General features: G+C 32.9%; 24 protein-coding genes and 1 pseudogene. 16 read left to right on the top strand and 9 right to left on the bottom strand.

Features of this window, described 5'->3' with window-relative positions:
- Window positions 1-207 precede the first annotated feature (207 nt).
- The gene (gene dnaA / locus CD113_RS00365; protein ID WP_002461641.1) at window positions 208-1,569 is read right to left on the bottom strand and encodes a chromosomal replication initiator protein DnaA; all 1,362 of its coding nucleotides are present in this window, start codon (window positions 1,567-1,569) and stop codon (window positions 208-210) included.
- 696 nt (window positions 1,570-2,265) lie between these two features.
- Here dnaA and rpmH point away from each other — a divergent pair.
- The 10 genes and pseudogenes from rpmH to CD113_RS00315 all read left to right on the top strand — a co-directional run bounded on the left by rpmH (window position 2,266) and on the right by CD113_RS00315 (window position 11,619).
- Window positions 2,266-2,403 (top strand): 50S ribosomal protein L34, encoded by a 138-nt coding sequence (gene rpmH, locus CD113_RS00360; RefSeq protein WP_000240855.1) that lies wholly within the window; start codon window positions 2,266-2,268, stop codon window positions 2,401-2,403.
- A gap of 117 nt (window positions 2,404-2,520) precedes the next feature.
- Complete coding sequence (gene rnpA, locus CD113_RS00355) at window positions 2,521-2,877, top strand: ribonuclease P protein component (RefSeq protein WP_162096497.1); 357 nt, start codon at window positions 2,521-2,523, stop codon at window positions 2,875-2,877.
- Between the two features lie 168 nt (window positions 2,878-3,045).
- A complete protein-coding gene (gene mnmE, locus CD113_RS00350; protein WP_002461639.1) occupies window positions 3,046-4,425 on the top strand; it encodes a tRNA uridine-5-carboxymethylaminomethyl(34) synthesis GTPase MnmE in 1,380 nt (459 codons plus the stop codon).
- 58 nt (window positions 4,426-4,483) lie between these two features.
- Complete coding sequence (mnmG, locus tag CD113_RS00345; RefSeq protein ID WP_002461637.1) at window positions 4,484-6,364, top strand: tRNA uridine-5-carboxymethylaminomethyl(34) synthesis enzyme MnmG; 1,881 nt, start codon at window positions 4,484-4,486, stop codon at window positions 6,362-6,364.
- Window positions 6,361-7,080 carry a 16S rRNA (guanine(527)-N(7))-methyltransferase RsmG gene (rsmG, locus tag CD113_RS00340; RefSeq protein ID WP_002461635.1) on the top strand — a complete coding sequence of 240 codons (720 nt, stop codon included), beginning with the start codon at window positions 6,361-6,363 and terminating at the stop codon, window positions 7,078-7,080. Before mnmG ends, rsmG begins: the two co-directional genes overlap by 4 nt.
- A 42-nt stretch (window positions 7,081-7,122) precedes the next feature.
- On the top strand, window positions 7,123-7,962 hold the full coding sequence (gene noc, locus CD113_RS00335; RefSeq protein ID WP_002461633.1) for a nucleoid occlusion protein: 840 nt from the start codon (window positions 7,123-7,125) through the stop codon (window positions 7,960-7,962).
- A 549-nt stretch (window positions 7,963-8,511) separates the two neighbouring features.
- Window positions 8,512-9,797 (top strand): annotated as a pseudogene (ltrA, locus tag CD113_RS12970) (group II intron reverse transcriptase/maturase).
- 498 nt (window positions 9,798-10,295) lie between these two features.
- The gene (locus CD113_RS00325) at window positions 10,296-10,649 is read left to right on the top strand and encodes a DUF3147 family protein (protein WP_002461632.1); all 354 of its coding nucleotides are present in this window, start codon (window positions 10,296-10,298) and stop codon (window positions 10,647-10,649) included.
- 66 nt (window positions 10,650-10,715) lie between these two features.
- Window positions 10,716-11,114 carry a DUF3147 family protein gene (locus tag CD113_RS00320; RefSeq protein ID WP_002461631.1) on the top strand — a complete coding sequence of 133 codons (399 nt, stop codon included), beginning with the start codon at window positions 10,716-10,718 and terminating at the stop codon, window positions 11,112-11,114.
- Window positions 11,077-11,619, top strand: a complete 543-nt coding sequence (locus CD113_RS00315) for a TetR/AcrR family transcriptional regulator (RefSeq protein WP_002461630.1) — start codon at window positions 11,077-11,079, stop codon at window positions 11,617-11,619. Before CD113_RS00320 ends, CD113_RS00315 begins: the two co-directional genes overlap by 38 nt.
- 503 nt (window positions 11,620-12,122) lie before the next feature.
- On the opposite strand, the gene CD113_RS00310 is transcribed toward CD113_RS00315, so the two are convergent.
- Both CD113_RS00310 and CD113_RS00305 read right to left on the bottom strand, forming a co-directional pair.
- The gene (locus CD113_RS00310; RefSeq protein WP_002463845.1) at window positions 12,123-13,082 is read right to left on the bottom strand and encodes an amidohydrolase family protein; all 960 of its coding nucleotides are present in this window, start codon (window positions 13,080-13,082) and stop codon (window positions 12,123-12,125) included.
- A gap of 335 nt (window positions 13,083-13,417) precedes the next feature.
- The gene (locus CD113_RS00305) at window positions 13,418-14,044 is read right to left on the bottom strand and encodes a YIP1 family protein (protein WP_002463846.1); all 627 of its coding nucleotides are present in this window, start codon (window positions 14,042-14,044) and stop codon (window positions 13,418-13,420) included.
- 207 nt (window positions 14,045-14,251) lie between these two features.
- Here CD113_RS00305 and CD113_RS00300 point away from each other — a divergent pair, with 207 nt between their 5' ends.
- From CD113_RS00300 to CD113_RS00290, 3 genes are read left to right on the top strand one after another with little or no spacing between them, the layout of a single operon-like run.
- Window positions 14,252-15,388: an efflux RND transporter periplasmic adaptor subunit gene (locus CD113_RS00300; protein ID WP_002463847.1), complete on the top strand. Its 1,137-nt coding sequence runs from the start codon at window positions 14,252-14,254 to the stop codon at window positions 15,386-15,388.
- Window positions 15,385-16,071, top strand: coding sequence for an ABC transporter ATP-binding protein (locus tag CD113_RS00295; protein WP_002463848.1), 687 nt, complete (start codon window positions 15,385-15,387; stop codon window positions 16,069-16,071). The genes CD113_RS00300 and CD113_RS00295 overlap by 4 nt, the downstream gene beginning before the upstream one ends.
- Window positions 16,064-17,260, top strand: coding sequence for an ABC transporter permease (locus CD113_RS00290; RefSeq protein ID WP_002463849.1), 1,197 nt, complete (start codon window positions 16,064-16,066; stop codon window positions 17,258-17,260). Before CD113_RS00295 ends, CD113_RS00290 begins: the two co-directional genes overlap by 8 nt.
- A 250-nt stretch (window positions 17,261-17,510) precedes the next feature.
- Here CD113_RS00290 and CD113_RS00285 read toward each other — a convergent pair whose 3' ends face one another.
- The 4 genes from CD113_RS00285 to CD113_RS00270 all read right to left on the bottom strand — a co-directional run bounded on the left by CD113_RS00285 (window position 17,511) and on the right by CD113_RS00270 (window position 21,108).
- Window positions 17,511-17,711, bottom strand: coding sequence for a cold-shock protein (locus tag CD113_RS00285; protein WP_002463850.1), 201 nt, complete (start codon window positions 17,709-17,711; stop codon window positions 17,511-17,513).
- 443 nt (window positions 17,712-18,154) lie between these two features.
- Window positions 18,155-18,346 carry a VraH family peptide resistance protein gene (locus CD113_RS00280; RefSeq protein ID WP_002463851.1) on the bottom strand — a complete coding sequence of 64 codons (192 nt, stop codon included), beginning with the start codon at window positions 18,344-18,346 and terminating at the stop codon, window positions 18,155-18,157.
- Window positions 18,347-18,470: 124 nt separating this feature from the next.
- Window positions 18,471-20,360, bottom strand: a complete 1,890-nt coding sequence (locus tag CD113_RS00275) for an ABC transporter permease (RefSeq protein WP_002463852.1) — start codon at window positions 20,358-20,360, stop codon at window positions 18,471-18,473.
- Window positions 20,350-21,108 (bottom strand): ABC transporter ATP-binding protein, encoded by a 759-nt coding sequence (locus tag CD113_RS00270; protein WP_002463853.1) that lies wholly within the window; start codon window positions 21,106-21,108, stop codon window positions 20,350-20,352. Before CD113_RS00270 ends, CD113_RS00275 begins: the two co-directional genes overlap by 11 nt.
- A 379-nt stretch (window positions 21,109-21,487) precedes the next feature.
- On the opposite strand from CD113_RS00270, the gene CD113_RS00265 reads away from it, so the two are divergent.
- Window positions 21,488-22,000 (top strand): HdeD family acid-resistance protein, encoded by a 513-nt coding sequence (locus CD113_RS00265; protein WP_040801964.1) that lies wholly within the window; start codon window positions 21,488-21,490, stop codon window positions 21,998-22,000.
- A gap of 115 nt (window positions 22,001-22,115) precedes the next feature.
- On the opposite strand, the gene CD113_RS00260 is transcribed toward CD113_RS00265, so the two are convergent.
- Both CD113_RS00260 and CD113_RS00255 read right to left on the bottom strand, forming a co-directional pair.
- Window positions 22,116-22,685, bottom strand: coding sequence for a TetR/AcrR family transcriptional regulator (locus CD113_RS00260; RefSeq protein ID WP_002463855.1), 570 nt, complete (start codon window positions 22,683-22,685; stop codon window positions 22,116-22,118).
- A 12-nt stretch (window positions 22,686-22,697) separates the two neighbouring features.
- Complete coding sequence (locus CD113_RS00255) at window positions 22,698-23,498, bottom strand: arylamine N-acetyltransferase (RefSeq protein WP_002463856.1); 801 nt, start codon at window positions 23,496-23,498, stop codon at window positions 22,698-22,700.
- Between the two features lie 132 nt (window positions 23,499-23,630).
- On the opposite strand from CD113_RS00255, the gene CD113_RS00250 reads away from it, so the two are divergent.
- Window positions 23,631-25,028, top strand: a complete 1,398-nt coding sequence (locus CD113_RS00250) for a DHA2 family efflux MFS transporter permease subunit (protein WP_002463857.1) — start codon at window positions 23,631-23,633, stop codon at window positions 25,026-25,028.
- Window positions 25,029-25,052: 24 nt separating this feature from the next.
- Entirely contained in the window at window positions 25,053-25,424 is a 372-nt protein-coding gene (locus tag CD113_RS00245) for a DoxX family protein (protein WP_002463858.1), read from the top strand.
- Window positions 25,425-25,680 lie beyond the last annotated feature (256 nt).

Raw genomic sequence — 25,680 nt, 5'->3', positions numbered from 1 at the left:
AGGTGCTGTGGATTGGTGGATAAGTCTATAAAATCTAGGAATAGCAAAGTTATACACATGTGAATAACTTGTGTATGATGTGTACAACTTTTAAACATTATCCACATATTCGAAAGCTACTTACTGTCATTATTACTGGTTAATTTACAGGAAAAAATGATTTTATATCACTTCTGTTATATAACAGTTGTTATTTCCCATATTATTTTAGTCATTACGTATGTCTTTTTCTAAGTTTTCTACTTCTTGTTTAAAAATAGGATCTTCTTTTAAATCTTTTGAGATTTTTTCATGTGCATGAATAACTGTTGTATGATCACGTCCACCAAATTCTTCACCAATTTTAGGTAATGAAAAATCTGTCAGTTCTCTAGAAAGGTACATTGCGATTTGACGTGGATATGCAATCGATTTAGTTCGTTTTTTAGCACTAAAATCTTCAAGTTTAACATTATAATATTGACCTACTACTTTTTGTATATCTTGGATTGTTATTTTTTTAGATTTCGGAGCTTGGATAATATCTTTTAATGCTTCTGCAGTTAATTCAGTTGTGATTGGCTTACCTAACAATTGAGAGTACGCCAATAAACGTGTTAAGGCACCTTCCAATTCACGAATGTTAGATTGAATTTGGTTGGCAATATAATTCAGTGCTTCAGGTGGAATATCTAAATGCTCTTCTTCGATTTTTTTCTGTAAAATAGCCATTCGAGTTTCGTAATCTGGTGGTGTGATATCTACAGTTAATCCCCATTCAAAACGTGATCTTAATCGTTCTTCTAACTTAGCAATTTCTTTAGGTGGTCGATCACTTGAAATAACTATTTGCTTATTATTTTGATGCAATTCATTAAATGTATAGAAAAATTCTTCTTGAGTCTGTACTTTATTTTGAATAAATTGAATATCATCTATAAGTAAGACATCAATATTACGGTATCGTTCTCTAAAAGCTTCAGCTTCGTTATCACGTATCGATTTAATGAATTCATTTGTAAATTTCTCACTAGATGTATAAATCACTTTAGCATCAGGATTATTATTTAAGACATAGTGTCCAATGGCATGCATGAGATGGGTCTTTCCTAAACCTACGCCTCCATAAATGAACAAAGGATTATATGCTTTAGCTGGAGCCTCTGCTACAGCAAAACTAGCTGCATGTGGAAATCTATTTCCTGGCCCAATAACAAATGTATCGAAGGTATTGTGAGCATTAAATTGTTCTCTTCCTAAAACATGATTGTCATAATTTGGTTCATTTGGTTTATCTGAAGTTTCTTTAGTAGTCGAAACTTCATTATTACTATAATTTGCTAATTCATCAGTAGTAATAAAATGTGGCTTAACATCATAACCTATTACATCAAAGAGTATAGCTTGAATGATTTCAGCATATTGCTGATTTAACCAGTTTGCGTTAAATGGCATGCTTGAAAGCACAATTGCCTCATTATCTTTAATGGAATAGAGTTCAGTATCTTTAAGGAAAGTTGAATAACTCATTGCAGATAATCTATCTTGAGCAATTTCGAGTACTTTCTCCCAAATTTCTTTTTCCGACATAAATTAACTCCATCTTTCTATAATTTTTAGGTTATACACAAAAACAACAAACGTGGATAACTTTTAATAACATCATGTTGACAATTATCCACAAGTTAATAACAATCGGTGGATAACTATATTTATTTTTAAAAGTATACACAGTGTTTTTATGTAAAAATCAATAAATAAATCCTTGTATAATAACGAGTTGGATGACTTATCCACACAATTATACTTTTTCACTTCTTCATATGTCAAATGACTGTGAATATGTTATTTAAAATGGAATAACTCTGTGAGTAAATTAATATTATCCACACTTTAGATAGAAAAAATTGTGCACAAGTGGATAACTTTCTCTAGTTATTTTAAAGTGTGTTAAAACAGCTTGGGAAATAATTTATAAAGACTGTATAAGTTATGTATAGAAGGAAAATGGTGGGAAAATGCTATGATTAAGTTTTGTAGACGTTGCAGTTAATTTAATGGCAATACATTAAAGATGAATAAAAAAATATAAAGCATTTTAAAATGAACTTGCGTTATAAAACGTATTTTGTTATATTGTAGTAGTTGCTTGAATTATGACTAGATAATAAATGAGCTAAATCGAGAATTTTAATCTAAGAAACGCAAAATCTTATCTATGTAAAGTGATCAGAGGCTACATCATCTGATGTATTAGATAATTGTATAAAGATGGAGGTGTTTTGCATGGTAAAACGTACTTATCAACCAAATAAACGTAAACATAGTAAAGTTCATGGTTTCAGAAAACGCATGAGCACTAAAAATGGCCGTAAAGTTTTAGCGCGCCGTCGTCGTAAAGGCCGTAAAGTTTTATCTGCATAAGATCACTGACTCATCAGTGGTCTTTTTTTTCGCTTAAAAAAGAATGATTTCTAGAAAAGATTAGCTCGAGATACTATATAAATGAAATTTGTAAAATGATAATGATATAAGTGAGTGATAGTTATGGAAAAACAATATCGAATAAAGAAAAACTCAGACTTTCAACGAATTTATAAAAGTGGTAATTCTGTAGCTAATAGACAATTTGTAATTTATACCTATAATAATAAAGATATTGAGCATTTTAGATTAGGTATCAGTGTTTCGAAAAAATTAGGGAACGCTGTACTTAGAAATAAAATCAAAAGAGCAATCAGAGAAAACTTTAAAATACATAAACAAGACATCATTGCTAAAGATATCATTGTGATAGCAAGACAACCAGCTAAAGACATGACAACGTTACAAATACAAAGTAGTTTAGAGCATGTTTTAAAAATTGCTAAAGTATTTAACAAGAAGATTAGTAAATAGGGTAGGGGGAGATAGTTGTATAAGACTACCGTAAGTCTAACTTCAGACAAACGTTAGCCTAACCTTGAACACTTTGTTACGCAAAAATCAAGATATTAGCAATTTATAAGTAAACAAATTACAATATTATAATGATATTTTACGTCTTTAAAGGAGGCGAGATTGGATATGGAATTTGATACAATAACAAGTATTTCAACACCAATGGGTGAAGGTGCAATAGGTATTGTTCGTTTATCTGGACCACAGGCTGTGACTATTGCAGATAAATTATATAAAGGCAAGGTACCATTAGAAGAGGTGCCATCACATACAATTAATTATGGACATATTATTGATCCTGATACTAATGAAACAGTTGAAGAAGTGATGGTTTCTGTTTTAAGGGCACCTAAAACATTTACTAGAGAAGATATTATTGAAATTAATTGTCATGGTGGCATTTTGACGATAAATCGTGTACTAGAGTTAACGATGACTCATGGTGCAAGAATGGCTGAGCCAGGTGAATTTACTAAACGTGCCTTTTTAAATGGTCGAATCGATTTGTCTCAAGCTGAGGCTGTTATGGATTTTATACGTTCCAAAACAGACCGCGCATCTAAAGTAGCTATGAATCAAATTGAAGGACGTTTAAGTGATTTAATCAAAGCACAACGTCAATCTATATTACAAATACTCGCTCAAGTAGAAGTGAATATTGATTATCCAGAATATGATGATGTTGAAGATGCGACAACTGAATTTCTATTAGAACAGTCTAAAGCAATTAAAGAACAAATTAATCGCTTATTAGATACAGGTGCACAAGGTAAAATTATGCGTGAAGGTTTATCTACAGTAATCGTTGGAAAACCAAATGTTGGTAAATCTTCTATGCTAAATAATTTAATTCAAGATAATAAAGCAATTGTAACTGAAGTTGCGGGCACGACGAGAGACGTCTTAGAAGAATACGTTAATGTTAGAGGTGTCCCGTTAAGGTTGGTTGATACTGCTGGTATTCGAGATACAGAAGATATTGTTGAAAAAATTGGTGTAGAACGCTCTAGAAAAGCATTAAGCCAAGCTGATTTAATTCTTTTTGTGTTAAATAATAATGAAGCATTAACTGATGAAGATCGTACGTTATACGAAGTGATTAAGAATGAAGATGCCATTGTTATTGTCAATAAGACTGATTTGGAACAGCATATTAATATTGATGAAGTAAAACAAATGATTGGTGATACACCATTAATTCAGACATCAATGCTAAAGCAAGAAGGCATTGATGAGTTAGAACTTCAAATTAGAGATTTATTCTTTGGTGGAGATGTTCAAAACCAAGATATGACTTATGTATCAAATTCAAGACATATTTCATTATTAAAACAAGCGAGACAAACAATTCAAGATGCAATAGATGCTGCAGAAGCAGGAATCCCTATGGATATGGTTCAAATAGATCTTACAAGAACATGGGAAATTTTAGGAGAAATAATAGGTGAAACAGCTAGTGATGAATTGATAGACCAATTATTTAGCCAATTCTGTCTAGGAAAATAGCTCAAGTAAGACGGTTAGCAGTCTAAAATGAAAGATAATAATCAAGGAGGCTTAAATTGTGACACAAGAATATGATGTAGTTGTAATAGGAGCAGGTCATGCTGGTGTAGAAGCCGGCTTAGCTTCAGCAAGACGTGGAGCAAATACGTTAATGTTAACTATCAATTTAGATAATATTGCGTTTATGCCATGTAATCCATCTGTTGGTGGACCAGCTAAAGGTATTGTAGTACGTGAAATTGATGCACTTGGCGGACAAATGGCTAAGACAATAGATAAAACACACATTCAAATGCGTATGTTAAATACAGGTAAAGGTCCAGCAGTACGTGCTTTACGTGCGCAAGCAGATAAAGTACTGTATCAGCAAGAAATGAAACGTGTCTTAGAAGATGAAGAAAACTTACATATCATGCAAGGTATGGTAGATGAATTAATTATTGAAGATAATGAAGTGAAAGGTGTCCGTACAAATATTGGTACGGAATATCATGCTAAAGCCGTCATTATAACAACAGGTACTTTTTTACGTGGTGAAATCATTTTAGGAAACTTGAAATATTCTAGTGGTCCCAATCATCAATTACCGTCAATTACATTATCTGACAACTTAAGAGAACTTGGCTTTGATATTGTTCGTTTTAAAACTGGTACACCTCCACGTGTTAATGCTAAGACCATTGATTATTCTAAAACAGAAATCCAACCAGGCGATGATGTTGGTCGTGCATTTAGTTTTGAAACGACAGAATATATTTTAGATCAATTACCATGTTGGTTAACTTATACAAATGGTGATACACATAAAGTTATTGATGACAATTTACATTTATCAGCTATGTATTCAGGAATGATTAAAGGGACAGGCCCAAGATATTGTCCTTCTATAGAAGATAAATTTGTTCGTTTTAATGATAAACCTAGACATCAATTGTTCTTAGAACCAGAAGGTCGTAGTACGAACGAAGTATATGTGCAAGGTCTGTCAACAAGTTTACCTGAACACGTACAACGTCAAATGTTAGAAACGATACCTGGTCTTGAAAAAGCAGATATGATGAGAGCTGGCTATGCTATTGAATATGATGCAATAGTTCCCACACAGTTATGGCCAACGTTAGAAACTAAAGCTATTAAAAATCTATATACTGCTGGTCAAATTAATGGTACATCTGGTTATGAAGAAGCGGCTGGACAAGGTATTATGGCTGGAATTAATGCAGCTGGTAAGGTATTAGGAACAGGCGAGAAAATTTTAAGTCGTTCTGATGCTTATATTGGTGTATTAATTGATGATTTAGTAACAAAAGGTACTAATGAACCATATCGTTTATTAACATCTCGCGCAGAATACCGTCTATTGCTTCGTCATGATAATGCTGACTTAAGACTAACAGACATTGGTTATGAATTAGGTATGATTTCTGAAGAAAGATATGCAAAATTTAATGACAAACGTCGCCAAATAGACGCTGAAATACAACGATTATCAGAGATTCGTATCAAACCAAATGAACATACACAGTCCATTGTTGAACAACATGGTGGCTCACGTTTGAAAGACGGTATTTTAGCAATAGATTTATTACGCAGACCAGAAATGACATATGATATCATTTTAGATATTCTTGAAGAAGAACATCAATTATCAGCTGACGTAGAAGAACAAGTAGAAATTCAAACTAAATATGAAGGTTACATTAATAAATCTTTACAACAAGTTGAAAAAGTTAAGCGTATGGAAGAAAAGAAAATTCCAGAAGACTTGGATTATAGCAAAGTCGATAGCTTAGCAACAGAAGCACGTGAAAAATTAGCAGAAGTAAAACCGTTAAATATAGCACAAGCATCAAGAATTTCAGGTGTTAATCCAGCTGATATCTCAATATTACTTGTTTACTTAGAGCAAGGTAAACTTCAAAGGGTGACTGACCAATGACAGTAGAATGGCTAGCTGAAAAGTTAAAAAATCATGGTATTGAATTAACAGCAACTCAAAAAGAGCAGTTTCAAACCTACTATGCGTTACTTGTTGAATGGAATGACAAAATGAACTTAACTAGTATTACAGACGAACATGATGTGTACTTGAAGCATTTTTATGATTCGATCACACCAAGTTTTTACTATGATTTCAATCGAGAAATCACTGTTTGTGATGTTGGTGCTGGCGCAGGGTTTCCTAGTATTCCATTAAAAATTATTTTTCCTCAGCTTAAAGTAACTATTGTAGATTCATTAAATAAACGCATTCAATTTTTAAATCATTTAGCAGCTGAATTAGGTCTTCAAAATGTAAGCTTTATACATGATCGAGCTGAAACTTTTGGTAAGGGAGTCTACAGGGAGTCTTATGATGTTGTGACTGCTAGAGCTGTTGCTCGTTTATCAGTGTTGAGTGAATTATGTATACCACTTGTCAAAAAGGGTGGACAATTTATTGCTTTAAAATCATCAAAAGGTGAAGAAGAACTCGAAGAAGCCCAGTTTGCAATTCATGTTTTAGGTGGAAATGTAGAGGAAACCTATACATTTGAATTGCCAGAGGATGCTGGAGAAAGACAAATGTTTGTTATTAATAAACAAAGACAAACACCTAAAAAGTATCCAAGAAAACCAGGTACGCCAAATAAAACTCCTTTACTTGAAAAATAACACATAATCCTTTACAACTAATTTAAAAGGAGCGAATGGATAATGAAAAAACCTTTTTCAAAATTATTTGGTTTAAAAAACAAAGATGACATCATTGGACAAATAGAAGAAGATCGCAGCAGCAATGTTGAATCCATTCAAATTGAGCGTATCGTTCCCAATCGTTATCAACCAAGACAAGTATTTGAACCGAATAAAATAAAAGAACTTGCTGAATCTATACATGAACATGGATTGCTACAACCCATAGTAGTAAGACCGATAGAAGAGGATATGTATGAAATTATTGCTGGAGAACGCCGTTTTAGAGCAATGCAATCATTAAACTTACCTCAAGCTGATGTTATTATTCGTGATATGGATGATGAAGAAACAGCTGTAGTTGCTTTAATCGAAAATATTCAAAGAGAAAACTTATCAGTAGTTGAAGAAGCAGAAGCTTATAAAAAATTATTAGAAATTGGGGATACCACACAAAGCGAGTTAGCTAAAAGTTTAGGGAAAAGCCAAAGTTTTATCGCTAATAAATTGCGTTTACTAAAATTGGCACCCAATGTCTTATTACGATTGCGTGAAGGTAAAATAACAGAACGACATGCTAGAGCTGTTCTTTCTTTGCCTGAAGAAGAACAAGAACCATTAATTGAACAAGTGATTGCTCAAAAGTTAAATGTTAAACAAACTGAAGATAGAGTTCGTCAAAAAACTGGACCTGAGAAAGTTAAGGCTCAAAACTTACAATTTGCGCAAGATGTTACTCAAGCAAGAGACGAAGTTGGAAAAAGTATAGAAGCTATACAACAATCAGGTTTACATGTTGAACATAAAGATAAAGATCATGAAGATTACTACGAAATTAAAATACGTATTTATAAACGCTAATGATAAAGTGATATGGAAGTTAATCTGCTTCTATATCACTTTTTTGTGCGCCCGGCATGAGCAACAACTTGACGGTGAAAGTCCGTTACAGGCTTGGTAGTAGGAACTGTTAGTGAAAGACAAGGGTGTCCATTGTGAAGTGGAATCTGAAGGAAGTCGGACACAAACACTCGCACTGACGAACAGAAATATCATATAAGGCTATATAAAATGGATAAATCTGCAAAACAAGATAAAGTCCGATACTACCCAAGTTTTATATAGTAAATGATGCGGTGGTATGAGTGGAAAGTGGTTGCATCTTACCCGGGGAGGTCTCATTAGCGATTAAACAATCGTAGTAACAACGAATAATGAGAAGTCAGCAGACGTCATAGTAGGGAAAATGTACCGAAGGACTGAACAATATTCATACAAAGTAAAGAGTGGAGGTTAGAGATTTACGACGTACAGAATACAATCACTGATTGGCAACTCATAGAAAGATAAGTAGTGGAACGAAAAAGGATATATGAGTGCGTATAGTAAATCTTAGGTGAAATGAAAGAAATGTATCGTGAGTCTCCATCTACGATGGAGCTTGTTGTAAGAGACAATAATATACAAAAAGCAATCAAGAAAGTGAAGAAAAATAACGGTGCACCTGGTATCGATGGCATGAAAGTCAGTGAATTGCCTGCACATTTCGCACAATACTTTCCACAAATAAAACAAAAACTGCTTGATGGCACGTACAAGCCACAAGCAGTAAGGAAAGTCGAAATACCCAAATCAAATGGGAAAAAGCGCGTACTAGGTATCCCTGTCGCAAGAGACAGAGTGATACAACAAGCAATTAAACAAGTCATTGAACCTAGTATTGACCGTACTTTCTCCAAACATAGCCATGGTTTTAGACCCAATCATAGTACAGGCACTGCACTTAAAGCATGTGCTACTTACTATGAAGAAGGCTATAAGGTTGCCGTAGACTGTGATTTGAAACAATGTTTCGACAAACTTAATCATGACAAACTCATGTATTTGTTTGAACGACATATCTCAGATAAAGCAGTCTCAACATTTATCCGTAGAAGTTTACAAGTCGGTGCCATTGACCTATCTGGCGAAGTCGCAGAAAGAAAGATAGGTGCACCTCAAGGTGGTGTAATATCACCACTACTCTGTAATATCTATCTACATGAACTGGATAGAGAACTGGAACAACGTGGACACCGTTTTGTCAGATATGCAGATGACTTCGTCATCTTTGTACGTACAAAACGAGCAGGTGAACGTGTCATGAATAGTGTAACTACATTCATTGAAAAAGAACTGAAACTTGAAGTCAATACAGACAAAAGTAAGGTAGGTTCACCAACCCGTTTAAAGTCTTGAGTTGTCTAATGATCAAAGTAAATGGCACTTGTCGTTTCAGACCCACTATGGAAGCAAAAAGAAATTTAAAACGCAACTTAAAGTGGATAACTAGACGAAGTAGACCAGGAACCTTCCAACAAATTATAACAGAAATTAATCAAGTCACAACAGGTTGGATTAACTATTTTGGCAAAGGTTTTATAAATGGATTTATTACCGACATAGAGTCTTGGCTACATCATCGCATTAGGCAACTGATATTAAAAAGATGGAAGAAAATAAAAACCAAATATAAGATGTTACGCAAGTATGGACTTGACCATAATAGTGCAATGAAAATTGCCAATTCAAGAAAGAAATACTGGCGATTATCATCAACGCATGAGGTTCATCGTGCACTTACAACAAAATGGCTCTACAAGTGGGGTTTGAAATCATTAACCCAACTCGCAGAGGCGGCTTACGCAAGATATTGAACCGCCGAGTACGGAACCGTACGCTCGGTGGTGTGAGAGGACGGATAATCAAATAATGGTTATCCTCCTACTCGATTAGATAGAAAGTAAAGTGCATATTGCTCATTGATATATTATTGGCAAAGCAGATGACTAAGATCTTTTGGATTAAGATTTGAATGTTAATTCATTGTTAATTAAATATCCGCAATACTGCTGCAGCTAACTCGTTTTAGTAAGAGTTCTCTTAGATTGACGGTGTTGCTTCAATTATTTCAAACAATACATGGTTAAATGACTCGTTGACAGTCGTCATTAACCTGATAACTGACTCTTCAATCATACTTGGCTAAGCATATTGTTTTACGTGAAACATGTAAGTAGCATAGAAAGTGCTAGATAATGATTCGTTTCTGTATAATAGTTTAATTGTCTTTACATAGCTAAAAATAAGATTTACACTATTACTAAACGAAACGTTTCGTTTAGTAATAATCTAAAAAAGAAGGTCAGATTAATATGTTTTCAATTTCAAGTGCAATACTTCATTTTATTATTGGTGGTTTTGCAGTTGCATTAGCATCAATTATGGCAGACAAGGTTGGAGGTAAATTAGGCGGTATTATTGCAACGATGCCTGCAGTCTTCTTAGCTGCTGTCATTGCATTAGCTATTGATCACAGAGGTTCAGAGCTCATAAACATGTCGATGAGCCTAAGTATTGGTGCTATAGTTGGTATCATATCATGTATTGTCACAGTATTTTTAACTTCCATTTATATTAAACATAAAGGTTATAAGCGTGGAACAGTATTTACTTTAGTGTGTTGGTTCATTGTTTCTCTAGTTATATTTACTGTACGCCATTTATAACTTAATAACTATATCTTTATAGATGACAAAAATATGAAATATATCAATAATTGGAGGATTTATAAAATGAAATTAGTGGCAATTAAATTTTTAGTGGGTGGATTTGCAGTATTATTAAGTTACATTGTATCCGTAGTATTACCATGGAAAGAATTTGGCGGTATATTCGCAACATTTCCTGCAGTATTTTTAGTTTCCATGTTTATTACTGGTATGCAATATGGAGATAAAATAGCAATGCATGTGAGTCGTGGTGCGGTATTTGGTATGACTGGTGTACTAATCAGTATTTTGATAACATGGTTAATGTTAAATGTAACTCATATGTGGTTAATAAGTATCGTTGTTGGATTTATATCATGGTTTGTAAGTGCAGTTATTATATTTGAAATTGTTGAGTTTATTACACATAAAAGGGTGGAGAAATATGGCTGGAAGACCGAAAGATCCAACAGTAAATCATAAAATATATTTAGAAATAGATAAATTATTAAATACGAAGCCATTATCAGCAATTACCATTGATGAAATAGCTGATAATACAGGGATTTCTAAGGCAACAATATATCGACGATGGTCAGATAAATACGCTATTATTATGAGTATGTTTGTGGATCAACTTGAGTTAATTGATCCAAAACATGACGATGTATTTGATGATTTGTATAGCTTTATTATTAAAGTAATGTCAATTTATAAAACACATGTAGGGAGAGCAGTACTAGAAATACTAATTAGTGAACGACAGACCGATGCTAAGACGCTGTTCTTACAACAATATTTTGAAATTAATAGACAAAAAATAAAAGAAATTATAAGTCCGTATGTCATAGTAGCAGAACAAGACATGTTTATAGATTTAATATTTTCACCAATTTACTTTAATATTTTGATTAAACCCCACGTACTTGATGAACGATATATTCGTAACATTTTAACGAAAATTATGACAGCATTTGATATGATTTAAAAAGGCTATACGACTACAGTAACGTTTATTATACTGAGTCATATAGCCTTTTATAGTGCTTTGTTATGCTAGAATAGCTTTTTTCTAATGGTTCTCTCCCAAATTGGACTGATACATAATTATTTTTTAAGCCTCGCTATGCCCAACCTGCATTGCATGAAAAAACTGGATAACCAGTTTTTCTGTGTTGGGTCCCTTCCAAGGGTGCTGTCTCAGCCTACCCCAACTGGCAATACTTGTAGAAACTGATTAAATCAGTTTCTCTGTGTTGGGGCCCCGGTCTTCGACTAGCACTGCTTCCTCAACTTGCACTTTACAGTAAAAATTCTATTTATAGAATTTTTCTATGTTGGGGCCCGGTCCCTCAGGAGTCTCGGCTTCAAAATAATTTATATTTTAAACTATTCACTTTTTATTCATCAGTCCTGAAAAATAGAGAACCTTTCTAATGTTTAGAGAGACTGATATTTTAACTCTGTTCCACTCACACTTCGATATAATAACTAATGTTTGTGATTAATATTGAAAAACTTAATAGCATTACCACTAAGTATGCCATCAATATCAGCTTGATCTAAACGACTATTTTTAATGTAGTCAACGCTACGTTTATATTTTTCATCTTGGAAATAAGGGAAGTCTGACCCCATCATAAATTTATCTGCACCAAATGTTTCCACAGAATTGATTAATGATGGTTCGTGGAAATTTGCTGTATCATAAACAAATTGCTTGTTTAAAATTTCCCATGGATCACTATCAAAGGCATTCCAATCTTCATAATTATCCTTAATACGAGTCATAAAGAATGGTAAAGCACCTCCAAGATGTGAAATATGGAATTTAATATTTGGGTATTGCTGAGGAATATTATTTTTTAAAAGATGTAAAGTGATAAATGTTGATTCTAAAGGCGCACCAATGACCCATTCTAAAGTATAATCATTGACAAGTGGGCTTTGCGCACCGCAACCAGTTGGATGTATATATAATGTACCGTGTAAGTCATTGATAGCTTCAAAGAATGGTTCGAATTGTTTGTCAGCAATAGATACTTTATCTTTAACAATAGTTGGAATAGCAATACCTACAAATTCTTCTTGTTGTAATAATGTCTTAGCCTCTTCAATAGCTTGATCTACATATGGTAACGATACAGCACCGTATGCTAAGAAGCGGTCTGGATATTGTTGTACTAAAGAACGATATAAATCATTAATATCATTAGCACACTGATGTGCCTCTTCTTTTGTGCCCCATTGTGGTGATTGCGGCGTAGCTGAAAGAATTTGCATATCAACACCACTATCATCCATATCTTTAAAACGTTTATTTAAATCTTCTTTAGACGCAGATTGGTTAATTCCTTTAGCGACTTCAGTCCCTTTACTTCCTAATTTACCTAGTTTATCTAGGTAATCTTCGTTCCATAAATGTGCATGTGTGTCGATTATTTTAGTCATTATTAAATTACACTCCTTCAATTAAAAAAGTTATGTAATATTTAATTACCCAAAAAATTAAAATTACAATCACAATGAAATTAATCTTTATTAGATTTAAAATTATTTTTAATTAACAGTGAACGTAGGATGTCTAGAGGGTGTCTTAGAAGAATTCACAAACTACGCGATAAAGTAGGTGCTAAGACCTATTGAGTAGTATACTCATAACATCTTACTTTCTATCATAAATAAAAAGACAGCAATCATCGAGTCGTTATGATAGATACAATAAACTATCATTAAATCAAACGACTTAACAATTGCTGTCTATATATTCAAAGTGGCTACAATAATTAGTTAGCCATACCTTGCATGCCTTGTGACATCGAAGAACCTGTCATACCTGTAATAATTAATAAAATTAAAGCAACAATGGCTAAAATGATAGATGTACGTTTAGATAAACGACTTGTTGCAAAATATACAATGCCTGTTAACAATGCTTTCAATATCACTTCTAGATTGATAGTGGATAATAATACATTGCCTTTACTAAAAATATTTAAGCTATCTATTCTAGTGTCAAGTGGATTAATACCTGCAACTAAAGTAATCAAATTAACAATTAAACCATAAATAGCAATAATGATGGAGTATGAAAATGCCGCAGAGAATAAACTTAGTGCACCAACATCAGATTTTAGAATTTTTGACATTACTAAGAAAATAACAAAGACAATAATGGCACTAAAAACAGTACCAAAGGCACCACCAACAATCGTCGACATCATATATATTGATTGTTGTTGATCACTAGAAACGCCTTCTATTTTAGGTATACTATCCATAGGAATAGCTTTATATGCTACAAAACCAGAAATAATACCAATAATGAATAGTGAAATTAGTTTAATTAACCATTTTGGTTGCGTACGTAATTTGTAAAAATGTTCGACAAAAGGTAATTTTGACTCTTCCATGTTTTAAGCATCTCCTTCTTATAAGTTATCGTAAGCATAACATTATAATTAAATTAATAAAATACCTTCATGTTATTTTTATTGATGATTTCAATTATTTAATTTAAATAAACTACTTTTAATTATAAAGTTTTACATTAAATATGATAAATATAATTTATATGTTATCATTCAAGTATAAAAAATTGATAAGGAGTCGCTATACATATGAAGAAAAAGACAATCATTTGGACAATTATAGCTATAGTTATTGTTGTATTACTACTAGCTATCGCTTTTATTATTAAACAAGTGAATCACTCTGGTGATAAAAGTAGTAATGGTTATGATACATATAAAGTAAAAGAAGAAACACCTATTAGTATTGAAGGTAAAGCATCACCTCAATCTGTTAAAACATATAATAATAATAGTCAAATTGGGACATTTTTAAGTGCTGCTGTTGAAGATGGTCAAAAAGTGAAGCAAGGAACTCAACTCATTAGCTATAATACTAATGCAAGTAAAAGAACAGACCTTGCTAATAAAGTTGACCAAGCACAACAACAAGTCAATAAAGATTATGAAGAAATTAATAAAAGTCCTAATAACCAACAATTACAAACAAAGTTAACGCAAGATCAAAGTGCTTTAAATGATGCGCAACAACAATTATCTCAACATGACAGACAACTTAATGACAGTATGTATGCTGCATTCGACGGGACAATTAATATTCAAAATGAGTCAAATGTGGGCGACGGTCAGCCTATTTTGCAATTAATTTCTAATCAACCTGAAATTAAAACAACGGTTTCTGAATTTGATATAGATAAGATTAAGGTTGGAGATAAAGTCAATGTTGCGATTAATAGTAACGGTAAAAAAGGTGAAGGTAAGATTATTAAAATTAATCAATTACCCACAAGCTTTGAAGATAGTGCTAACAGTGGGACAAGTGCAAGTAGCGCTGCCAACAGTGCAAGTGGAGAACAAGGTAATGAAGAACAAGCATCAGCAGCACAGGCTTCTAATCCAACAGTTAATGTGCCTTCAGGTGGTAAAGCAGGAGAACCATCTAAATATACTGTAGTTATCGGAGATCTTGATATTCCAGTTAGACCGGGACTATCTTTAGATGCCAAAATACCATTAAAAACAATGAAATTACCTAACAATGTCTTAACAAAAGATAATCAAGTTTTTGTAGTTGATAACAACAATAAAATTCATAAAAGAGAAATTAAAATTGATAGAAATAACGGACAAATTATTGTGAAAAAAGGTCTAAAAGCAGGCGATAAAGTACTTAAAAATCCTAAAGGAAATCTAAATGATGGAGAAAAAGTTGAGGTGTCATCATGATTGAACTAAAAGACGTCAATCGATACTTCAAAAATGGTAATGAAACCAACCACATTTTAAAAGATATTAATATCAACGTAGCTGAAGGTGAGTTTATAGCTATTATGGGACCTTCAGGCTCAGGTAAGAGTACTCTAATTAATATTTTAGGTTTCATTGATCGTGGGTATGAGGGTAACTATCTTTTTGACGGTAATAATTACAAAGAAAGCTCTGATAATAAACTTGCTGAAATACGAAATAAAACAGTAGGCTTTGTCTTTCAAAACTTTAAACTGATCCAAAATAATACGATTTTAGAAAATGTTAGTATACCCCTCATTTACAATGGTATGAGTGGTAAAGAACGAAAACAAAAAGTATTAGACAGACTGCATGATGTCGGTCTTAAAGATAAGGAAAATGTCTTACCCAATAAATTATCTGGTGGACAACAACAACGTGTCGCTATTGCGCGTGCTATTGTCAATGAACCTAAATTTATTATTGCTGATGAGCCCACAGGTGCGTTAGATTCTAAAACATCAAAGGATATTATGGAACTCTTTGTTAAATTAAATAAAGAAAAAGGTACGACAATGATTATGGTGACACATGATCCTAAAGTAGCAGCACGTGCGGATCGTATCATTCATATTCTGGATGGTCGCGTACAAAAGGAAGAGGTGCTGATACATGAGTAATTTTTCTAATGTCATTGCTGTGGCATTTCGTTCAATTTTAAAAAATAAAAGACGTAACATCTTTACAATGATTGGTATTATTATAGGTATTGCAGCTGTTATTACCATTATGTCATTAGGTAATGGTTTTAAGAAAACGACGAGTGAACAATTTAATGATGCAGGTGCGGGTAAGAATCAGGCAACCATCAATTTTAATACGGAAAATTTAAAACCACCTAAAAACAATCCTTTCAATAAGGAAGATATTAGCATTGCCGAACAAGTTAAAGGTGTAAAAAGCGCTAATATAAAAGAAAACAAGGATAGTTCATATGCTACGAAGACCACGAATGTTCATGGTAGTGGTGATGTCAATGTTCAAAAAAAATCACAAGTGACTACTGTTGATAAAGGGCATGGTTTTTCAAAAGATGACAATGAATTACAACAAAAAGTCGCAGTTATTGATAGTAAACTCGCTAAAAGAGTATTCAATAATGATGCTATCAACAAAACCATTTATATTAATGGAGAAGGATTTAAAGTTGTAGGTATTGGTGATGCTAGTGGTACTGATGAAGCTGGTATGCCTTTAAAAACGGTAGCACAGGTACCATCAAAGACGTTTGATGTCTATATGAGTGATTTATCCCAGGGAATACCACAACTTAAAGTGACTGTTGCTGATGGCTACAATAAAAAAGATGTGGCAAAGAAAGTTCAAAAAGAGCTGAATAAGAAAGCATCGGGTATTTCTGAAGGTGAGTATGCCTTTGTTGATAATGAAGAAATGATGAAATCCATTGGCAAAGTATTGGATACAATTACATACTTTGTCGCAGCAGTTGCAGGTATATCGTTATTTATTGCCGGTATAGGTGTGATGAATGTCATGTATATTTCTGTTGCCGAACGTACAGAAGAAATTGCTATTCGACGTGCTTTTGGGGCCAAAGGACGAGATATCGAAATTCAATTTTTAGTGGAGAGCGTCGTGCTATGTATTATTGGAGGTATCATAGGTTTAATTATAGGAATCATTATTGCGTGGTTAGTAGATCTTGCTACGCCTGACATGGTTAAGAGTTCCGTCAGTCTATCCTCAGTAATCTTAGCAGTAGGTGTATCGACATTAATTGGAGTTATCTTTGGTTGGATTCCAGCACGTTCAGCATCGAAAAAAGAATTGATAGATATTATTAAATAGGTGATGTGAAGCGGATAGAAAGGTTAGAAGATGAACGCTGTCTTTCTATCGTTAATGTCCATCGCACCATATCGTATGGCAAACAAGGTTGATTTAAATTGATTATATGACATTCAAAATTTATACATCAGTCTAATTTGACAGAGAACCCAAAATTTATACATCAACTGAATTTGACAACGACCCGGTTGATCTAAAAATAGATATAAAAAAGCCAGCTCATTTGAGCTGGCTTTTATCATATATAAGATTAAACAGTTTGTACGTTAACTGCTTGGTCTCCACGTTGACCTTCAGTAATTTCGAAAGTCACTTTTTGACCTTCTTCTAAAGTTTTGTAGCCATCGCTAGCAATACCAGTGAAATGTACGAATACGTCTCCGCCTTCTTCTCTTTCGATGAAACCAAAACCTTTTTCTGCGTTAAACCATTTTACTGTACCGTTATTCATATAGAATACCTCCATGTGCTTTTGCACTTAATATTTTGTAACAAATTCATAACTTAAAAAGAGGATATTCTAAACAAATACACTACAATTAAATTCACGAGCTTTTATTACGTAAGTCCAACTATACACATCATTGACGATAATGTACAGCTATTTGTGAAAAATAATTTTTTCGTAATGCTTCAAAAATGATAATAGGCTGTCGTAGCGCCTTTAGACAGTGAAAAATAAATTTAAATTTATGTCATCTATATGTTACTAAAACATAAATAATGTAAAAAATGAGGTGGGAAAATATCAATTGTTTCAAAAATTATAACCTCATCCCATCTCGGCAAGGCGAACACGGATGATAACACGTTAATTTGCTAATATGTTACAACATATGTCAGTGACTGCCACATATATAACATGTTAGTTGCCTAGCTTCGATAATTAAAAGATTATTGATTTTTTTCTTCACGACGTTTTAAATAATAAGCGCCACCTAATAGTCCAGCAGGTATACCAATTATAGGTGTTGTAAAGCTACTTAATAAAATAACGAAAACGGCTAGCACTAAAATGTTAAACCCATTGATTGTTAAGTTTTTTAAATCATCATATGATTGTGCAATGAATTCTTTAATTTTCATCATAAAACCTCTCCTTTAAATCTATTTATAGTTGTTCAAATGTGAAAGTAAGCATTGAATCTTTGTGCTGTAAATGATTAATAAGTAGCGCCTAAATAGCACATTAATAGCAATAATATTATCCTTATCCTACGCGCTTAATTACTCTATTTGAATGTAAAAATGCCATGATTGCAAATAACATATAAACGACTGTATAACTAATTATAACAACAATCACAGATGAAAATGAAATTTGGCCCATTAATTTCATAAAAGCAACAGCTGCAAAAATTGAATGTAGTAGCGCAATGATTAGTGGTAGACCAAAGTTAAAGGTAACTTTTAATAGTAGCCCCGCGAACATATCTGAGTGACTAAAACCAAGACGCTGTAATATTTTGAAATTATCTAATTCATCTTCTGTTTCATCTATTTGCTTAATATAAATGATACAACCTGCCGCAATTAAGAATGCCAATCCTAAAAAGGCAGTAACAAAAATTAACATTCCATTTGTTGCTTCAGTCTGCTGTTTAAATTCTTGGGCGGAATTAATCCCAGTTATTTGTTGAGCGAGTTGTGATGCTTGTGACATTTGAGATGCATGAACGATATTAAATCCATAAAAGGTATTCACTTTATCTTGATTTTTAAGTTGTGCCTTTAAATGTTGATAATTATTAGGACTAATTTCAATGACAGGTGAATTCATGGTCACATCGATAGGGTAAACTTTGGTGTTATCTTTGTGTGTTGCGTTTACAGTTAGATGATGACGTCCTTTCAGTGTTAAAGACGCATTAGTGTTGATGCGCATTACATTTGGTAATGCTTTAATATTGGTGACAATAGCTTGATTACCATGGACGTGTTTATTTGAACTTACGATACTACTCGTACGACCAGCATCACTACCGTTTTCAAGTATGACTACATTATCTTTAACATTATCAATGGTTAGTGTTTCAGTGTAATACTTATGAAAAGCAACATGTGCTTTGTTCAAACGTTGCTCAAATTGTTGTGCTTGCTGCCTAGATGATGTATTAAAATCATTAGGTGCATAAGATGCTATTGTTTGGTTAGCATTTGCCTGTGATAAAGTAGCAAAACATAGCGCACTCATCGTTACCGCTGAAATTGTAGCTATAATCGTCAGTGACATGGCATTTTTCTTCATACGATACATCATAGATGATGTGAAGACGACGTCAGTAATATTGATTCGCCCTTTTTTGAAATTTTTAAGCGTTTTAAAAATGAGCGACACAGAACTTCTAAAAAATAAATACGTTCCAACTACAGTTAAGAACAAAATAATAAATGGTGATGTCATGGCTAATGTCAGTGCTTTGAAGGTACCAAACATTTCAACTGCCATATAATAACCAAATATTAGCATTACGACACCTAGAACACCCGCAATAGCTTCTAAGATACTTACTTTAGGATTTACTGCATCTCTATTCATCTGATCTTTTAGCAATGTTAAAATGGTACGTCTTTTTAAAAATAAAGCACTTTGTATCATAATTAATAAATAAGCAATGATAAGCATGACCAACGTAAGTAGTAGAGCCATAGGTTCGAAATGAATAGTTAAATGTGTTGTTATATTCATCACTTTAGTGACAATCATTAATAAGAGCTTTGAAAAGGCAAGGCCACTTACGACACCAATCATCCCGGTAACAATAAAAAACACCATTTGTTCAAGGCTCAACATTTTCAATAGATGATGGCGAGTCAATCCAGTCAGTTGAAACAAGGCAAATTCTTGTGTACGTCGTTTGATTAATAAATAGTTTGCGTACATTAAAAAGATAATTATGATAATAAATAAAAATACGGAACCAACTACCGAACCTTTTCTAATAATGGTAATTGCACTATCATTATTAATATCATGCGTAAATTGTAACGTTGAAAAACTAAAGTATAAGACAATACTAAAAAACACTGAAAATAAATATAAAGCATAGTGTTTTAAATTATGCAGTAAGTTTTTCAATACAAGATGATTAAACGTCATTGACCACACCACCTAGGGTAGTTTGCAATTGAACGATATCTTCATAAAACGTTTGTTTCGTGCGTTCGTCTTGATGTAATTCTGAATGTATTTGTCCATCTTTTAACATAATGACACGATGGGCATAACTTGCTGCTACTGGATCATGAGTAACCATAATAATGGTTGTATTAAAATGTTGATTCATGTCTTTTAATCTCAGTAATAAATCGGATGCACTTTTTGAATCTAGTGCACCAGTGGGTTCATCAGCAAAGATGAGTTTAGGTTGGTGAATAAACGCACGTGCTGCTGCAGTACGTTGTTGTTGACCACCCGATAATTCGCTAGGATATTTATTTCCCAGGTCATCAATACCCAATGCTGTAGTGACTTTATGGTAATTGTCTTCCATTTTACTTGCGGATAATTTATGAATAGACAAAGGTAACATAATATTTTCTTTTACTGTTAACGTTGGCAAGACACTATAGTCTTGAAAGATAAAGCCTAAAGATTCTTTGCGAAATTTAGCTAGTGCTTTTTGATTAAGCTTAGATATATGTTCACCATCAATAATGACATCTCCTTTGGAAATAGTATCAATAGAGCTTAAGACATTTAATAATGTCGTCTTCCCTGACCCAGATGGCCCCATGATGGCTACAAATTCCCCTGCTTCAATTGAAAAATTAATATCTTTTAAGGCATCAAATGGCTGTTTACCATTATATGTTTTGTAAAGATGTTGAACTGTTAATAATGTCATGATTTCACTCCTTTCTGTACTTACCGTTATTATAAAGTCATTAAAAATAAGGTGCCTTTATCTAAACTTACAAAATAACAAGTGAATCTTACATAGTTGTAAGGTTGAGTGATTAGTCGACATTTTTTTGTAGTTGTGGCAGTTGTGTGACTTGAATAAGAGATGGAGAAAACGTTTTCGTAACTTAGAAACATTGATATCACAGTACTTACAATGAATGGTCTTAAACAAAGAGGATGTGGCATTTTTAATTTTTAATTAATAAAATAAATATACTTTTAAAAAAGTGTTTGTATAATATGTATTAAGGGAATTTAACAATTGCATATTAAAATACAAATAAAATAGAAGATGTTTATTTATGAAAGGAATGATAAATATGGCAAAATCAAATAACAGTATTAAATGGTCCAGTTTAATTATGGGTGTCATTTTATTAATCGTTGCAGTGCTTATTTTTAGTTTTCCAGTTGAAAACTTTTATGCTATTACATGGTTGATAGGATTATTAGTGTTAATTAATGGGATTATTCAAATTGTTTATCGTCGTGCAGCGAAAGTGTTAGCAGGAGGTAGTCAAGGTCTGATACTCTTTATGGGTATTATTGATATTATCTTTGGACTATTAGTTATCTTTAATGTTGGTGCAAGTTCAGCATTCTTTATTTATATGTTTGCATTTTGGTTTATCTTTAGTTCTATTGCAGCACTATTTACATTTAACGGTAGCGGTAGCTTAAGAATTGTGTCTATTTTATTCAATATATTAGGCGTACTATTCGGTATTATTTTATTATTTAACCCGTTAATGGGGATCGTTTTTGTTTCAACAATGATTGCTATTACATTTGTGTTTGTTGGTATTATCTATATTACAGATGCACTTGCTTAACATTGCGCTACAATTATAATAATAAGTTAGAACATCGTACATTAAATGACAATAATATAATGAAAAGGGTCGAGACATGATTTGTTGTCTCGACCCTTTTCATATAGTACGTAAATTATAAAATGGTTGTAATAAGATGATGTAAAAATTGTGCTTTATTGTATCCTTGACGCTTCGTCATATATTGATAAAAATCACTAGAAAATGAGTTTAATAATACATTTAATTTAAAGTCGACATCGGTATCATCTGTTCCTTCAAACTGTTGACGTAATACTAATTTTAAGCGTTCAAAAAATGGAATGTTAATCATTGAGTTAGATTTTTGACCGGACTTTTCAATAAAAGAGAGGGTCTCTAAATTTTTATCTTTCAAATTAATATAAATGGATAGTATGCCATAAAGCTTATCATATAAGGAGTCACTCTGATGGGCGTCTAAAAATTGCTCAATACTATCAAACATAGCTTCAACTTGTTCATCCATCATCGTTGTACATAGTGATGCTTTATTATCAAAGTGACGATAGAGTGTACCAACACCGACGCCGGCTTTGCGTGCAATGTCTGCCATATTCATTTCAGAGATGTTAACGCCTTGTTGCGATAATTGAATAATTGTCTCTAGAATAATTAACTTATTATGTTTAGCATCACTACGTATTTTTTTATTTTCATCAAGCATAAGTGGTCTCTCCTACGAATCTTTTTGTTCAATTCTATTAATTTTAACATTTAATCCAAAATGTTTTGCTAGGAATTGTTGATAATTATCTTTCGTGACATCAAATTTTTCCTTTTGATGTTGACTTGTTAACGTCAGATAATCTTGAGACATTGTTGCTCTACCGTATTCTTTAGGCATCGTAATTAATAGTCTTTTAACGAAAGTAGAATGCGGACTCGTTTGATTATATTCAATATTATAATCAAAATCATGAATCAATTTAGCTTCAAACTTAGCTTCATACTTTGTATTCCAGTTATCATTTTCATATTTTTGAACGTAGTAAATTTGTTTAGCGTCACTATCAAAAATAGCTCTGAATGTACCAGTCACATCTTCAACTGGTTGTGGTTCATCAGGTAGCGTGATTGGAATCACTTGTAATGGTAGATCACCAAAACCTACATCTGCTACATAATACATATCATTAAGAGGTACTGCAAGTGATACATGTGAACCGGGTAAGCTTCTACCACCACCAGGTGTATGTATCGTTGCTGACATCAATTCAGGTTTAAATCCTTTTTCTAATAAATAAGCTTTAAATAAAGTATTCATCTCATAACAGAAGCCACCTCTATGATGATTGACTACTTTATTAAAAACATCCTCAACTTCAACAGAAATTCTAACCCCATTTTGGACATCAATATTTTCAAAAGGAACAGTCAACATATAGCGCTGTGCATAATAATTCAATGCCTCTAAAGTAGGTTGGTCAAATTTTGAACGATCGATGTGTAAATAATTTTCTAATTGTTCAACATTCATAATTACTCTCTCCTTAGTATTTATATCATAGCTAAATAATAAACGTAAAAAACATATTTGACAAACGGAACGAATTCCATTTATTATAAGTGATAGTTAATTCCGTTTTTGACAAAGGAGGTGCTTAATAAAATGACAAATGACTTAACCAATCAACATCAAGCATCGCAAAGAATGAATGTCATTGCGATTGTGGTGATTGGAGCATTTTTAGGTGTATTAAATCAAACCATTTTAGCTACCATTTTGCCGAAAGTAATGGTGGACTTTGATATAACTAGTAGCACAGCTCAGTGGTTAACCACTGTATTTATGTTAGTTAATGGTATTATGATTCCTATTTCAGCATTTTTAATAGAAAAATATACAATGAGAAAGTTATTTTTCGCTGCTGTTGGCTTCTTAATCTTTGGATCATTACTATGTTTATTAGGATTTAATTTCGAAATGGTCTTACTTGGTAGGGCAATACAAGCTATGGGAGCAGGCATTCTAATGCCATTAACACAAACCATTCTCTTTATACTATTTCCACCTGAAAAACGTGGTATGGCTATGGGGATGTTTGGTTTAGTTATTGGCTTTGCACCAGCTATCGGACCAACGCTAGCAGGATGGTTTGTAAATATATTTGATTGGAGACAGTTATTTACAATTGTGTTAATCATAGCTGTGATTGACTTTATTTATGGGTACATGTCATTAAGCAATATGACAACCCAAAGTTATCCTAAGTTAGACATGTTATCTGTTGTTTTATCAACAGTAGGTTTTGGTGCACTATTATATGGGTTCAGCTCTGTAGGCAATTTAGGATGGTCACATCCTGCAATATACTTAACATTAATTGTGGCTGTCATTTCAATTTGTATATTTGTCTTAAGACAATTCAAGTTAGAGTCACCGTTATTAGAATTTAGAGTATTTAAATATCAACAATTTTCTGTATCGATGGTCATTGTGTCACTGATGTTTATGTTGTTTATTGGTAATTTGACAATTTTACCAATATTTATGCAAACAATGATGCATTGGACACCGTTAGAATCAGGTCTCATCTTATTGCCTGGAGGACTTGTTATGGGCTTGCTATCTCCTGTGACCGGTCAACTATATGACAAAGTCGGCGGACGTTGGCTCAGTTTTATAGGTATGTTGATTATTACAGCTGGCGCATTATGTTTAGCACAAATCAGTAGTGATAGTAGCCGTCTATATGTTGTTATTGCATTTTCAATTACGATGTTAGGTAACGCAATGATCATGACACCTATGACGACACAAGCATTGAATGCGTTACCGAGAACATTTATTGCTCATGGAACAGCTATGAATAATACAGTAAGACAGCTGTCAGCAGCAATCGGAACAGGACTATTAGTGACTTTAATGACGACATTAGGCGCAAAATCACCTGTTGGAGGCGTTCAAGGTGCCATCCAAGGTTTAGATATGACATTTTATGTGATAGCAATCATCGCTTTAATAGGCTCATTATTAGCGTTACTAATAAAACCTAACAATAATTAACAAGAATAATTGGAGGAATGAAAGATGTTATTAAGACACTTAGTGAATGGGTTTGTAGGATATAATATTATGCAAAGTAGTTTACCAAAAATTAAAAATGATGAAGGTATGGCTCAACAATTTAAAGAAGGATTTAATTTATCAAGAAATTCCATGAAATTAGCAGGTATATTTGAATTCGTCGGTTCAATATTCTTATTTGCCTCAGTATTAGGTAAAGTAGGACAAAAATTAGCGGCGATTGGCGCGATTATGATTAATATCGTTATGGGAACAGCAATTTATCATCATTTTAAAGCTGGACATGGTTTTAAAGGTGCTAAAGCAGCTTCTAAATTTTTCGGTATTAATGTGTTTAGCATTGTAGAAGTATTGTTAATTAATAATAGAAAATAATGTAATGGATTGAAGTGCTTAAAAGTCAGGTTATCTAACAAAGTGGACTGATATGTTACTAGCTTCCTAGCTAATTTGTTCAGAAAATAGAGAACCATAAAAAAGCAGTGAACAACTATCTTGGTTGATAGTCCCTTCACTGCTTGTTTGATGATATAAGCTAAGTGGCAGTCATAAATATAATACGAAGTTAATCTAGGATCAATGTATCAATGTCCGACACTTAGTTATTACATATTCGACCTTATATCTAGAT

It is taken from the genome of Staphylococcus simiae (assembly GCF_002902085.1).
Lineage (GTDB): Bacteria > Bacillota > Bacilli > Staphylococcales > Staphylococcaceae > Staphylococcus > Staphylococcus simiae.
The sequence above is the reverse complement of the archived record's forward strand: the minus strand, read 5'-3'. Positions and strand labels throughout refer to the sequence as shown.